We start from the raw sequence: 13,647 nt of genomic DNA on the forward strand, positions 1-13,647 counted from the left end.
CAGCAGCCTGGGCTACCGCAGCCCCGCCGACTACGAGACCATTGCCGCTACCTGACCACCACAACGACGGTGTCCGCCAAAACGGAGCAAGCTCAATCCTTCGTCTGGCGGGCGGTGGGCGTCACTCGCGGGTCACATCAGGAAGGCGATCCAGAAGCACTGGCCGGAGGAGCTCCGTAAGCCGACGCCAAGTGCTCCGAGCAGGAGCGCCGCATGCGTGTCTGAAAGCGGCACAAGGGACCCGCAGCACTGCGCTGGTCCGACCGTGAGCTGCTGACTGTGCTGCTCGGGTCCTGAACCTCTGCGCGAGGTTCCCGCTGGCGAACAACACCGCCGCGCCGACGAAGTCCTGCGGCGGCCGGTGGCGCAGGCAGACGACGGGGAACGAGGCCGGCCTGGTGTCGGCGCCCTGCCCTCACTGAGCCGGGGCGACCGTGCGCGCGAACTCGAGTGCCCTCACCGGCACCCGCCTCGCGTGGGCGGTCACGGAACTCGGTGAGCAGCTTGCCGGAGACCAGGACGACGCCTGGCTCGCCGGTGTGCAGTTCCAGCGTGACTTCCGCCGCGACCTCGTAGTCGAAGCCGGATGGCTTCGGCCGCCCCTTCTCGTTGACCTCCGGGCGCGTGCCGGCGAGGACAAGCACCGACGGGCCCGCCAGGAGGCCGCGAGCCGTCTATGCCGCGAGCGGGATCGCGCGCGGCGCCGCGTACCACGGGATCGCGCGGCGCCGCGTACCACGGGATCGCGCGGCGCCGCGTACCACGGGATCGCGTGGCGCACCACGGGATCGCGTGGGGCACCATCGTGGCGCACCACGGGATCGCGCGGCGCCGTTTACCAGCAGAACCGTCAGCGGCTCCGCGAGCGGGATCGCGCGCGTCCCGCCCCCAGCAAAACCGCAGCTACGCGGGCGCAGAGTTTGGTGTGGCAGCCCACCTGCCGCAGGTCGAAGGGGCCGAGCAGATTCGGCAACGAGCAAGCTCTCAGCGACGCGCTGCTCTTGGCGATGCACATGGGCTTGGCGATGCACATGGGCTTGGCGATGCACATGGGCTTGGGCGGGCGAGCCACGGGGCCCATTCCAAGGAATGTATCAAGCCGATCTTGGAGATCGTCTATCGCGCACTTGGACACGCGGGGGCCAGGTAGTGGGACGGCGACGGTCAGCGCGCCGCTGTTGATTGATGAGCTAGTCGAAAGGGTCGCGATGGTGCGGAGTCGCGGGTGGGGTGGGGTCTCGGATGGGGCGGGGGTGAAGGGTTATGCGGGGCGAAAAAGGGGAGCTCCGGGCGAGAGAGAAGGTGCTCGCCCGGAGCTCGCCGACCTGGACAGGCGGGGCAATCGTGATCTAGACCGGCATGCTGTACATGACCCGGAACCGGTCGCCCGGGATGATGATGTCGCTCGTCTCCACGGGCCGATCGCCCGCCCAGTGCGTACGCTCCACATGCAGCACGTGCACGCCGGCCGCCAGGTCGAGGGCGTCGCTCTCCGCCGGGCGGGGGATGCGGGTGTGCACGCTTTCCACGATCTCCGTGATCTTTATGCCGTGCGCGTACATCTTCGTGACGAAACCACGCCTGTCCTCGTCGCTGTGGGACGCGAACTCCCGCATCTCGTACGACGTGGCGAGTTGGAGCGGCCGGCCGTCACCGCGGAAGACGTAGCGGGTTCTGGTCAGCGTGGCGTTCTCGGGCACGTGGAGCCGTCGTGCGATGTCGGGGCCCGCCTCGGCCAGTTCGCTGTGCCAGTCCCATGTCACGCGCCTGCCTTGCGACTGCAGGTCTGCGGCGAAGGGGGCGGGGTGGTCGAGGAAACGCCATCGGTGCAAGGCGATCAAGTCGGGCCGTTCCCGGACGTAATGGCCCGAACCAACGCGGCCGATGATGAGGCCCTCGCCCGCGAGCACACGTAGCGCGTGACGAGCGGCGGTCTCGCCGACCTGATATTTGCGGGTCAGCTGCGCCCGCGAAGGAATGGGCGCGCCGGGGGGAAGGGTGCCGTCGGTGATCTGTCGCCGGATGTCTTCGACGACACGCAGGTAGACCGGATCTGAGGTGGCCACTAGTCCATCCCTGGGGGTTCGTGTGAGGCGTTGCCCTATGTTGCCGTATTCGGCAGGTAACCGACCGTCATCGAGGGATGCTGGAGCCCCAACTTTGCGATGGCGGGAAATTATTGGAGAAACCCTGTAACGCCGGTGTAAGGGCGACCGATTCTCCGATAGAGGTCGTCGATGTGTGTACCCCCGAGCACATATCGGCGACCTCTTCCATGTCGGCCCTGCCTGACAGCCGCCTACCTTAGTGACATACGGCCAGGTGAGGCAGCCTTTCTTTGACTAGAAGTCGATGATCTTTTGACCCTCTGGTGTGGTCCGCCTGCTCTGGTGGCCCGTCGTGTCGTGCTTGTGGCGGTGTGTCCTCGCCCTGTGGTCCCTTCCGTACGGCGGGGGGTGGGCAGGGTCTTGGCTGGTCGGCCGATGTCACTGCTTGAGCGGTAATGTCACCGCTTGGACGGTCGTGGCCACAGAAGGTTTGCTTCGCGGGGCGCTGTGGAGGCTTCGAGCGAAGGCGGCGTATGTCCCAAGTGATTCGAATGAGGCGTACGTGCGCTTCCTCGCCGCAACGCCTCTCTGGGGACCCGATCCGGAGCGGCATGTCCCTCAAGGTGAGGTGCGTACGTCGGCCCACATGCGAACCCGCTGCCGCGGACGGACGTCGCCTGCTGGCCTCAGGTGCTGCGGGTGCCTGGGTAGCCTGCGATGAGGTGGCCAGGTCGGATGGTGGGTGCGGTGTGTAGGGCGGCGATGCTGAGTGACATGCGTCGCACCGGCCGGTCGAAGCCGTCCGGCGACGTGCACTGAGGCGTACAGAAGCCCGTGAAAGCGGGCAAAAGGCGGCTCCGGGTGGGTGAAGCGGGGTGGCGACGTCCAATGGATTTCTGAATCCGGGTAGCGTTCGCACTATGGCATCGCCAACTGGAACCACCGACGCGCCCTTCGGCCGCATGCTGACCGCGATGGTCACGCCGTTTACCCCCGACGGCGAGGTCGATTACGCGGCTGTGCGACGTCTTGCCACCTATCTGGTGGACGAGCAGCGAAACGACGGTTTGATCGTCAATGGGACGACCGGTGAGTCGCCCACCACCTCTGATGAGGAGAAACAGCGCATCGTCAGCGCTGTGCTGGACGCGGTCGGGGACCGTGCGACCGTGGTCGCCGGGGCGGGGACCAACGACACCCGCCACAGCGTCGAACTCGCCAAGCAGGCGGCCCGCGCCGGAGCCCATGGCCTGCTGGTGGTGACGCCCTACTACAACAAGCCGCCGCAAGAGGGGCTGTATCGGCATTTCACCGCCGTGGCCGACGCTACGGACCTGCCGGTGATGCTCTACGACATTCCGGGACGCAGTGGCGTACCGATCAAGACTGAAACCCTGCTGCGGCTGGCCCAGCACGAACGCATCGTGGCCGTGAAGGACGCCAAGGGCGACCTGTTCGCCGCCAGTCAGGTGATGACCGCGACCGACCTCGCGTTCTACTCCGGTGACGACCTGCTCAACCTGGCCTGGCTCTCGCTCGGCGCGGCCGGCTTCGTCAGCGTCGTCGGGCACGTGGTCGGGGCCGAGCTGGCGCGCATGATCGAGCTGCACAAGAGCGGCGAAGTCGCGCAGGCCCTGGCCGTGCACACCCAGCTGGCTCCGGTCGTGGACGGGATCATGCTGCGCGCGGGCGGCGCGATCATGGCAAAGGCGGCGCTGAGCCTGGTGGGCATGCCGGTCGGTCCGGTACGCCTGCCGCTCGTGGACGCCACGGAACAGCAAATCGCCGAGCTGCGTGCTTGCCTGGTGGCCGGCGGGGTGAAGTTGACAGACACATAGGAACGGGGAGGAACCGGGAGTTTTGAGAACAAGATCTGACCATGGGGGCCGGGCATGAGCCATCCGCATCCTGAGCTTGGCCCCCCGCCGGCGCTGCCCGAAGGCGGCCTGCGCATCGTCGCGCTCGGCGGGTTGGGGGAGATCGGCAGGAACATGGCCGTCTTCGAGTTCGACGGCCGCCTGCTGATCGTCGACTGCGGGGTGTTGTTCCCCGAGCCCGACCAGCCGGGTGTCGACCTCATCCTGCCCGACTTCGAGTACATCAGGGACCGGCTCGACGACGTCGAGGCCGTGGTGCTGACGCACGCCCACGAGGACCACATCGGGGCGGTGCCGTACCTGCTGCGCGAGCGGCGCGACATTCCGCTCGTCGGGTCCAAGCTCACGCTCGCGCTCATCGAGGCCAAGCTGACCGAGCACCGCATCCAGCCGGTCAAACGCGAGGTCGTCGAGGGCGAGCGGCACGTTTTCGGGCCCTTCGACTGCGAGTTCCTCGCGGTCAACCACTCCATCCCCGACGCCTTGGCCGTCGCCATCAGGACTCCCGCCGGCATCGTGCTGCACACCGGTGACTTCCGCATGGACCAGTTGCCGAGCGACGGCCGCCTCACCGACCTCGGCGGCTTCGCCAGGCTCGGCTCCGAGGGCGTCGACCTGCTGATGTCCGACTCCACGAACGCCGAGGTGCCCGGGTTCGTCACCAGCGAGCGGGAGATCGCGCCGGTCATCGACGAGGTGATCCGCACCTCCGAGCAGCGGGTGATCGTGGCCAGCTTCGCCTCCCACGTGCACCGCATCCAGCAGGTCATGGACGCCGCCGCCAAGCACGGCCGCAAGGTGGCGCTCGTCGGACGCTCGATGGTGCGCAACATGGGCGTGGCCCGCGACCTCGGATACCTCAAGGTGCCGCCGGAGCTGATCGTCGACTCCCGCGACATCGAGGACTGGCCGCCCCAGGACGTGGTGCTGATCTGCACCGGCTCTCAGGGCGAGCCCATGGCGGCGCTGTCGAGGATGGCCAACCGTGATCACCCGATCCGCATCGCGGAGGGTGACACCGTGCTGCTGGCCTCGTCGCTGGTGCCCGGCAACGAGACCGCAGTCAACAAGGTCATCAACGGCCTGACCAGGTGGGGAGCCCGCGTCGTGCACAAGGGCAACGCCAAGGTGCACGTCTCCGGTCATGCGGCCGCGGGTGAACTGCTGTACGTGCTCAACCTGACGCGCCCCTCCAACTTCATGCCCGTGCACGGCGAGTGGCGTCACCTGCGGGCGCACGCCAAACTCGCGGCGCTGACCGGCGTGCCCGAGGACCACATCGTGATCGCCGAAGACGGCGTGGTCGTGGACCTGGTCGACGGGCGCGCACGGATCGTGGGCGCCGTCCACGCCGGATATGTCTACGTCGACGGCTCCTCCGTGGGTGAGATCACCGACACGTCCCTGAAGGACCGCAAGATCCTCGGTGACGAGGGCTTCATCTCCGTGGTGGTCGTGGTCGACTCCAACACCGGCAAGCTCACCGCTGGGCCGGAGATCCACGCGCGCGGCTCGGGCATCGATCCGGCGCAGTTCGACGAGTTCATCCCGCAGATCCAGCGGGCCCTCGAGGAGAAGGCCGCGGACGGCGTGGTCGACATGCAGGAGATCCGCCGGGTTGTGCGCCGTACGGTGGGCCGCTGGGTGAGCGACACCTACCGCCGCCGGCCGATGATCATCCCGGTGGTGCTCGAGGTGTGAGCGGCATCCGGACGGTACGGCAGGTCTCCACACCTGCCGTACCCGCCCGGCGGCTCGCAGGAGCGCGCGCAGCAGGCGACTCGGATGTGGCATGTCAGACATCCCTTCGGCGTAGCAGTGCGGTGGCAGCGATCAAAGGGACGATCGCGTACGCGATCAGCACGGTGGCGGCCGCTGGCGGGGACAGCAGGGACCCGTAGACCGAGGACGCATTGGTCTCGCCTACGAGCTGGCGGGGAAGCGCCCCGATCATGAACGACCCGAGGGTCTCGCTCCAGGGCTCAGGAACGTTCCCGACAATGATCGGGACCACGTAGACGAGCCCCACGATCACGGCGATCGCGGCCGCCGGTGAACGCAGCATCGCCCCCAACCCCAGACCGAGCAGCGCGAACACGGGCACCGTCAAAGTGAGGGCCAGCAGGAGCGGCAGCCGGTCGCCGAAGGCCGTCGCGTAGGCGCCGGAGAACCGGTCACCGATCGCGCTCCTGGCAGCCGCGTACGTGCCGAAGACCACGACGGCGCCGACTCCCAGGGACAGGATGGTGACGGTCAGCGCCTTGGCGGCCAGTAAAGGCCAACGGCGGGGCACGATCGCCAGACTCGTCCTGATCAAGCCCGTCGTGTACTCGGACGTTATGGCCAGGACGCCGAGCACCCCCATCGCCAGCTGGGGGACGATCACGAACGCCTCTTCCAGGTTCGCGATCCTGGCGACGGCCTGCCGCTCGGGTGGAGCCGTGTCGTACGTGCCCGCCGCCGTGGCGGCGAGCACGAATCCCGCGAGGATCGTGCTGAGGGCCAGGCCGACGATCAGGTAGGTCGAGCGGACGAACGCAGCTTCACGTATTCAGAGGTCAGGACGCTCATCTTGGTATGCGCTTTCTGGTCAGGAAGGCGGGGCGGCTGCGTGCCGGCGGAGTGCCGATGAGGGACGCATGCGGGGCGATTGAGGGTCGTCGGGTTGTTGGTCGGTGGCGTGCTGGTCGGGATGCTGGGCTGGTCATGGGCTGGGGAGCGTGTCAGCGGGTGGCTGGTCGCGATGGGGTGGCTGGTCACGGGCCGGGTAGTGCGCCGACGGGTGGCCGTTTGTGATGCGTGCGGGCCGGTCAGAGTCAGGGGCATGTGACGGTGGAGCGCTGATCGTGATGATGGGCTGGTCACGACCAGGGAGCGTCGGCGGTATCTCTCAGATGCGTGTGCGTCGGTAAGGGATCGGGTTTGTGTGACGGTGGAGCGCCTGTCGCGATGCGTGCGGGCCGATCAGAGGCTGGGTTGCGTGTCGGCGGAAGGCCGACCGTGATGTGTGTTGGCTGGTAACGGGTGGGGCGTGCATCAGTGGTGCGTCGGTCGCAATCGTGCGGGGGTTGGTCAGGGGATGACATGTGCGGCAGCAAAGGCTGGCCGCGACGTTGTACTCGCTCTCGGCAGGGACGCGATCGTGCGTCGCCCCGTCTGAGCGCGAGGGATCCGACCGTGAGGGCGACGATCGGCACGCGAGGGGCACAGCCGGTGCGACCTTGGGCGGCGATGAGCGGCAGGTCCAGCGTTGCCCGGGGTGGTGACGAGCGGCAGGTCCAGCGGTGCCCAGGGCGGTAAGGAGTCGCCGCCCACCTGTGAGGACCGGTGTCATCGGGCGGCTCCGTAGCGAACGTCGCCGGCGGTCAGGGCGAGGTAGGCGTCTTCGAGCGAGGAGTAGCGGGCCGTCAGCTCGGCGACGGTGGTCTGCGTGATGAGTCGGCCACCGCCGAGGATGACGATGTGCTCGGCGGTGAGGGCCATCTCGCTCATGAGGTGGCTGGAGAGCAGGATCGTGCGGCCCTCGGCGGCCAGGCCGCGCATGAGGTCGCGAATCCAGCGCACGCCGTCGGGGTCGAGACCGTTGACCGGCTCGTCGAAGATCAGCACACCGGGGTCGCCCAGCAGCGCGGACGCGATGCCGAGCCGCTGTTTCATGCCCAACGAGAAGCCGCCCACGCGTTTGCGCGCCACGCTCGCCAGGCCGACCTGCTCGAGCACGTCGGAGACGCGCTTGGAGCCGATGCCGTTGGTGAGAGCCAGGCTCAGCAGGTGGTCGTAGGCGCTGCGGCCCCCATGGACCGCGCTCGCGTCAAGGAGCGCGCCGACCTCGTGCATCGGCCTGCGCAGCGACGTATAAGGGCGGCCGTTGACCAGAGCCCGGCCCGAGGTCGGCGCGTCGAGGCCGAGGATCAGGCGCATCGTGGTGGATTTGCCTGCGCCATTGGGCCCGAGGAAGCCGGTGACATGACCGGGGTCGACCGTGAAGGACAGGTCGTCGACGGCGAGGGTGGCGCCGTAGCGCTTCGTCAGGTGCTGGACTTCGATCACGCCGAAAAGAATGCTGGGCGGCGGCGTGCCGGCGCGTCGGACCACGGTCCGAACTTCAACGTCAGACCCTGGGTTGACGTGCCGCGCCGCCGCAGCGGCTACGGTTCAACGCGTGAACGACACGCATCCCTTCTTCGCCAGGCGGCTGAGCCTGCGCCAGCTGGTCGCGCTCGATCTAGTGGCGGGGCTGTGCCTGGCGTTCCTGTTGTTCACGGTCATGGCCAACGTCGTGACGATGCCGCCGTGGATGCGCGTGGCGCTCCCGCTGGCGCTGGGCCTGCCGCTCACCCTGCGCAGGGTGTGGCCCATGCCCGTCTTCTGCTTCACGCTGGTGCTCGCTCTCTACACCGCGCTGGCGGGTGCGGTGGGGCACGCCTATCTGGCGCCCGCGTACGCGTTGTACATCGTCGCCCTGTCCGACAGGCTCGGTGCCGCGGTGCCGACGTCGGCCATCGCGGCGGTGAGCCTGGTCACCGTCCTGGGGCTGACGGTGGCGGGCACGTCGCAGACGGGCGCCCCCGGCTGGGTGGCACACCTCGACCAGCCGCTATGGGGCATCGGAGCGCTGGGCGGGGCGTGGACGATCGGCAGAGCCGTGCAAGAGCGCAGATCTTACGCGGCGCGTGAGGCCGGGAGACTGGCCGCGCAGGCCGTTACCGAGGAGAGGTTACGACTGGCTCGCGAGCTGCACGACGTGGTCACGCACAACGTGGGGCTGATCGCCATCAAGGCGGGGGTCGCCAATCACGTCCTGGCGTCCAGGCCGCAAGAGGCTCACGAAGCCCTGCGCGTGATCGAGACGGCCAGCCGGAGCGCGCTTGTAGAGATGCGTCACCTGCTCGGCGTGCTGCGGTCGTCGGAGGCGCCCGAGCGCGCGCCGGCACCCGGACCGGAAGGCATCGAGGGGCTGGTGGAGCAAGCGCGGCTGGCGGGGGTGGAGGCGGAGCTCGACCTTCGCTTCATGCCGGATACTGCGCCCGGCGGCTCGGCGGCGAGCAGTGCCGGGGATTGGGCGCGGCTGCCGGAGGGCGTTGGGCTGTCGGTCTACCGCATCGTGCAGGAGGCGCTTACGAACGTGGCCAAGCACGCCGCACCCGCTCGGTGCCGCGTGTCCGTGACGGTGGATGAGAAGGAGGTACGGATCGAGGTACTCGACGACGGCCCGGGGAGACGGGCTTCGCCTCCCGCAGAGGGTTCCGGGCATGGCCTGATCGGCATGCGGGAGCGGGTCATGATGTACGGCGGCACGTTCGAGGCCGGAAACCGTCCTGACCGGGGTTTTCGGGTTTTCGCAACATTGCCCTATGAGGAGGTTTCTTGATTCGCGTGGTCGTCGCCGATGATCAGGCTCTGATCAGGGGGAGTTTCACGGTACTGGTCGACGCAGAGCCAGATCTGGAGGTGGTGGGCGAGGCGTCGAACGGGGCGGAGGCCGTTGAGGTCGCTTTGGCGCAGCGACCGGATGTGGTGCTTATGGACGTACGAATGCCGGAAATGGATGGCATTGAGGCTACGCGTCGGATCAAAGACGTTTCTCGGGTGCTCGTCGTGACGATGTTCGACCTCGATGCATATGTGTATGACGCGCTCCGTGCCGGTGCCAGCGGATTTCTGCTTAAGGACACGCCGCCTGCGGACCTTCTCGAGGCCGTACGCGTGATCGCGCGCGGGGACGCACTGCTGGCGCCTGCGGTGACGCGCCGGCTGATCGAAGAGTTCACTCGTACGCCGGTTATGCCAAGGGTGAAAGGGCTAAATGGTGTGACCGAGCGGGAGAAGGAAGTGTTAGTGTTGATTGCGAGAGGCCTGTCAAATAACGAGATCGCGGCTCACCTGCACGTGAGTTTGGCGACGGTGAAGACGCATATCACCCGGCTGCTGGCCAAGTTGGAAGCGCGGGATAGAGCGCAGCTCGTTATCACAGCGTATGAGAGTGGGTTGGTTACGGCTGCCCGGTGATATGCTGCGGAGCAGCTCGCGGCGGCCGGACGCACCGGCCTTGGCTCACCGCTACGAGCGGAGGGTTCCTAGCGGTCGCGGTTATGGGTATCGTCGGTCTTCGTCGCCCGAGTCTCTTAGTTTGAAGCGTTCAGGATGTTTTCGTTTGCCAAGCCAAGTGTGCGCCGCCAAATGGGCCTTGGCCTTTGCTGACTGCGTTGAGCAACCAGCGGGCTGATTTCTCTGCTTGTGTGATCAAATCAGTCGGGTAATTGAGAAGCAGTTGATGCTCGGCGAACTCGTCTTCGTCGTCGAGAATGATGCGCCCGTCTCGCATCTTGATGACGTCCAGGTCGAGGTCGAGCATGGTGACCTCGTCGTCCCGCCACTCGGGGACTGTTGTGACGTCGACGTAGAGCTCGCTTCTTTGGGGCGGCACGTGGAAGGAAGCGGTCCACCAGGCGTTTCGGGGGAACAGCATGGTCACCGGAGTCTTCCAGCAGACAGGCGGGTCATCGCCCTTTCTGGCTAACGTCCCGTCTGGGACCTTCACCCAGACGCCGTGCTCGTCTTCACCGAGCAGGCGGCCGGGGTGGTTCCAGTGCAGTGCGCCGCCGTACTTTCGGTAGACGATTCGCACATCGTTCATGAAGTGATACGTATCCGGAGCCGGCGTGGCTCACACGGAACTCGGGGCGGAGGCCGTCGCATTCGTACGCGAGTGAGAGTCGTACTCGTGCGCTGAGCGGAATCGACGCGGTGGCGGTGCTCATGTCGGCTCATCGACCTTGATCGGGGTTGAGATGTCCACCTCGTTGGCTTGCGGGCCACCCTTGCCTGCGATGCAGCAGATTGAATGAGGATGTGATTATGCAGCTCCCAGACCGACTTCGCCGGTTGATCGGTCAGGACGCCTCCTGGTCGACCGACCACGAAGGAGCCAGTGGTACGGCCCTGAGGGTCGTGTCAGGTTCGAAGGTGTTCTACGTCAAGCACGGCCCCCTCGCCAGCGCCGAGCACTTGCGACTGGGCTGGCTTCATGGACGCGTTCCCGTCCCTGAGGTGGTCGCCTTTGAAGACGACGTCCTCGTTATCGCCGACGTGGGCGCTCCGTCTTCAGAAGCCGCCGCTCCCGCCGACATAGGCGCTGTGCTGGGCCGGACGCTACGCATGCTGCACGAGTTACCTGTCACCGAGTGTCCCTTCGATGGCGGACTGCCAGCGGTTCTCGAACGTGCCCGCGCCAATATCCGTGACGGCCTCGTGGACCCGGACGACTTCGACGCCGACCATATCGGGCTGACTCCTGAGATGATCTACGAACGACTGCTGGCCACGCGCCCGCACGTCGCGGATCTCGTCGTCGCACACGGGGACTACACCCCGTCCAACGTGCTGGTGCCCGCCTCAGGAGAGCCCGTGGTCATCGATGTCCCGGCACTGGGCGTGGCCGACCGGTACCGCGACCTCGCCATCGTCCACAGGGACTTGTCCGAGGACCACGGCCCGACAGCCTGGGAGGAGTTTCTTTCTGCCTACGCCCTTGTCGATCACATCGACGAAGAACGGATGTACTACTACCGGCTCCTGGACGAGCTTCTCTGACTCAAGGCGGTGATCAAACCTCGGATCGGTGATGCAACAACCAAATGTCTCGCGAATCGCTGAGATTGCCGCAGCTTCTGCGAGATGGGGCATGAGGCACCACCGGGGGTGTTCGCGCGGGGGTGGGGTGAGGCTGCCGGTTGAGGGGGCGTACGGTTCTGGTGATCTTTTCTGGTGCTCAGGTAGAAGATGTGCCAACTGAAGAGACGCGAGCATGGACACGCTACGACCGGCCTGCTGGGCTGGAGGGCCTGGCTGTCGTCGGCGCTGCATAGGAGAGCCGGGCTGCGTCCACGGGAGTGGTGTACCAGTATGACTTGGTCAACTGGAGTGGCGTCGGGTTGGACGTTTGCTGGCAGTTTGCGGGCTGCGAGCGCGTGCCGCGTGGGACGGGCGCAGGGGCTGTGGGATGGAGAGAGAGGCGGGGTGCGCCAGTTCGCGGAGGCGGCGTGCGGTCTCGGGGGCCTTGATGTGGGGTTTGGCGTGGGTGGGATGGTTGCTGGGCGCATCAGGGCAGGCGCGGTTGCTTGAGGTTGCGTGATTGCGGCTCGGGTGTGGTGTGCGGGTTTGACGGTGGCGTCTTGCGGCTCGGGTGTGGTGTGTAGGTTCGAAAGTTGTGTCTTACGCCTTGGGTGTGGTGTACGGGTTTGGCCTGGTCGCTGGTATGGCGCCGCAAATGGTGACGGCCATCTCGTGATCCTTCGAAGGCGCAAGTCAAGACCGAAGGAGACCACGTGATGGCCGCGAACAACAGTGTGGTGTCAGAAGGGGGAGTCGGCGTAGCAAATCCCGACCGGGGACCCCGACTTGTTGCGTTCCATGGTGAAGATCATGGCCGAAGCGTTGCTGTTGGCCGAAGCCGGTGACCAGAGCCGGGAGACGGAGGGGTGCGTTATGTCGGGAGGCGCGCTTGCCGCGACCGCAGGCCCGCCGGGTGGGGAGGGCACGTCGGGGTGGGGCGCGTGAGGGCCTTTGGCGGTGGGCAGAGCGGGGCGCGCCAACTCGCGGGATGCAGTCGTGCACGGTCGGTCCGTGAAGCGTGAATCAGGGGTCCAACGTCTGGGAGCGCACGGGTTCCGAACCGCGGTTCGCGGTATCCGGGCTGCCCGTACGCTTTCGGGCTGCCCGTACGCGTACGCTGCCGGGCCGCCCGTACGCTGCCGGGGCGCCCGCACGCTTACCGGGCTGCCCGCACGCTTACCGGGCTGCCCGCACGCTCGGGGCTCCTCGCACGATCTCGGCGCATCCGCTCTCGGGGCTGCCCGCACGGGCTCGGGGTCGCTTGTGCGCTTTTGGGGCTGCCCGCACGGTCTCGAGGGTTTCTAAGGAGTGGGGTTGCGAGTGTGCGGGCGGTCGAGGGGTTGGTGGGCTCACTCCAAAGGTGATTGTGAAGGCTGTGCTGGGGCTTGTCGGAGACCAGGTCGGTCACGTCCACGGACGTGGTGTAAGAACCGATCTTCGCGTGATCCTGTTTCTGCAGGTTAAGCGGTAAGTGTCTGTGGGAGTGGGTTCTGGGTGGGTGTGTCGCCGGCAACGACGCGGATGCGGGCTTTGGCGAGGATGTCCAGGCCCATGTAGCGGCGGGCTTCGACCCATTCGTCGGTCTGCTCGGCCAGTACGGCGCCGATGAGGCGGATGATCGCCGTGCGGTCGGGGAAGATGCCGACCACGTCGGTGCGGCGGCGGATCTCCTTGTTCAGCCGTTCCTGCGGGTTGTTCGACCAGATCTGCGGCCAGATCTCGCGGGGGAAGGCGGCGAAGGCCAGCAGATCGTCCCGGGCGGCGTCCAGGTGCTCGGCGGCGGTCGGATGCTTGGCTTCCAGCGTTTGCACGACCCAGGCGTGCTGGGCGCGCACCGAGGCGGCATCCGGCTGGTCGAAGATGGTGCGCACCAGCGTGGCCACGAACGGCTGCGCGGACTTGTTCACGCAGGTGAGCAGGTTGCGCAGGTAGTGGGTGCGGCAGCGCTGCCAGGACGCCCCGGCCACCGTGGCGCCGATCGCGGCCACCAGCCCGGCGTGGCAGTCGGAGATCACCAGCTGCACTCCGGACAGGCCGCGGGCGACCAGGCCGCGCAGGAAGGCCGGCCAGCCCGCGCCGTCTTCAGCCGAAGTGACGTCCAGGCCGAG

Annotated in this window: 9 protein-coding genes and 1 pseudogene; 5 read left to right on the forward strand and 5 right to left on the reverse strand. The window is 67.0% G+C overall.

The genetic code is table 11. The features are described 5' to 3' along the window. Window positions 1–1,349: 1,349 nt before the first annotated feature. Window positions 1,350–2,066, reverse strand: coding sequence for a GntR family transcriptional regulator (locus tag AB0K67_RS40335; RefSeq protein WP_364070894.1), 717 nt, complete (start codon window positions 2,064–2,066; stop codon window positions 1,350–1,352). A gap of 902 nt (window positions 2,067–2,968) precedes the next feature. Between AB0K67_RS40335 and dapA the strand changes: the two genes are divergently transcribed. Both dapA and AB0K67_RS40345 read left to right on the forward strand, forming a co-directional pair. Next, window positions 2,969–3,886 carry a 4-hydroxy-tetrahydrodipicolinate synthase gene (gene dapA / locus AB0K67_RS40340; protein WP_364070896.1) on the forward strand — a complete coding sequence of 306 codons (918 nt, stop codon included), beginning with the start codon at window positions 2,969–2,971 and terminating at the stop codon, window positions 3,884–3,886. Between the two features lie 54 nt (window positions 3,887–3,940). Continuing rightward, window positions 3,941–5,626 (forward strand): ribonuclease J, encoded by a 1,686-nt coding sequence (locus AB0K67_RS40345; RefSeq protein WP_364070898.1) that lies wholly within the window; start codon window positions 3,941–3,943, stop codon window positions 5,624–5,626. Between the two features lie 94 nt (window positions 5,627–5,720). Here the strand turns inward: AB0K67_RS40345 and AB0K67_RS40350 are convergent, their stop codons facing one another. Both AB0K67_RS40350 and AB0K67_RS40355 read right to left on the reverse strand, forming a co-directional pair. Further along, the gene (locus AB0K67_RS40350) at window positions 5,721–6,401 is read right to left on the reverse strand and encodes an ABC transporter permease subunit (protein ID WP_364070901.1); all 681 of its coding nucleotides are present in this window, start codon (window positions 6,399–6,401) and stop codon (window positions 5,721–5,723) included. A gap of 953 nt (window positions 6,402–7,354) precedes the next feature. Beyond that, a pseudogene (locus AB0K67_RS40355) lies at window positions 7,355–7,975 on the reverse strand (ATP-binding cassette domain-containing protein); the annotation flags it as partial. Window positions 7,976–8,087: 112 nt separating this feature from the next. On the opposite strand from AB0K67_RS40355, the gene AB0K67_RS40360 reads away from it, so the two are divergent. Both AB0K67_RS40360 and AB0K67_RS40365 read left to right on the forward strand, forming a co-directional pair. Then, window positions 8,088–9,296: a sensor histidine kinase gene (locus AB0K67_RS40360; protein ID WP_364070903.1), complete on the forward strand. Its 1,209-nt coding sequence runs from the start codon at window positions 8,088–8,090 to the stop codon at window positions 9,294–9,296. Further along, the gene (locus AB0K67_RS40365; RefSeq protein ID WP_364070904.1) at window positions 9,293–9,934 is read left to right on the forward strand and encodes a response regulator transcription factor; all 642 of its coding nucleotides are present in this window, start codon (window positions 9,293–9,295) and stop codon (window positions 9,932–9,934) included. The genes AB0K67_RS40360 and AB0K67_RS40365 overlap by 4 nt, the downstream gene beginning before the upstream one ends. 130 nt (window positions 9,935–10,064) lie before the next feature. Here AB0K67_RS40365 and AB0K67_RS40370 read toward each other — a convergent pair whose 3' ends face one another. Continuing rightward, a complete protein-coding gene (locus AB0K67_RS40370) occupies window positions 10,065–10,562 on the reverse strand; it encodes a DUF402 domain-containing protein (protein ID WP_364070907.1) in 498 nt (165 codons plus the stop codon). Window positions 10,563–10,783: 221 nt separating this feature from the next. Between AB0K67_RS40370 and AB0K67_RS40375 the strand changes: the two genes are divergently transcribed. Continuing rightward, entirely contained in the window at window positions 10,784–11,518 is a 735-nt protein-coding gene (locus tag AB0K67_RS40375) for an aminoglycoside 3'-phosphotransferase (RefSeq protein ID WP_364070909.1), read from the forward strand. Window positions 11,519–12,999: 1,481 nt separating this feature from the next. Here AB0K67_RS40375 and AB0K67_RS40380 read toward each other — a convergent pair. Further along, window positions 13,000–13,647: transposase (locus tag AB0K67_RS40380; protein ID WP_364070911.1), on the reverse strand; the 648-nt coding region annotated here is incomplete at its 5' end.

The sequence above is a fragment of the Nonomuraea sp. NPDC052634 genome (assembly GCF_040678535.1).
Taxonomy (GTDB): domain Bacteria; phylum Actinomycetota; class Actinomycetes; order Streptosporangiales; family Streptosporangiaceae; genus Nonomuraea; species Nonomuraea fastidiosa.

Coding starts and splice junctions, on each gene's coding strand:
- AB0K67_RS40375 (WP_364070909.1), top strand. CDS start 10,784: ATGCAGCTCCCAGACCGACTTCGCCGGTTGATCGGTCAGGACGCCTCC.
- dapA (WP_364070896.1), top strand. CDS start 2,969: ATGGCATCGCCAACTGGAACCACCGACGCGCCCTTCGGCCGCATGCTG.
- AB0K67_RS40370 (WP_364070907.1), bottom strand. CDS start 10,562: ATGAACGATGTGCGAATCGTCTACCGAAAGTACGGCGGCGCACTGCAC.
- AB0K67_RS40345 (WP_364070898.1), top strand. CDS start 3,941: ATGAGCCATCCGCATCCTGAGCTTGGCCCCCCGCCGGCGCTGCCCGAA.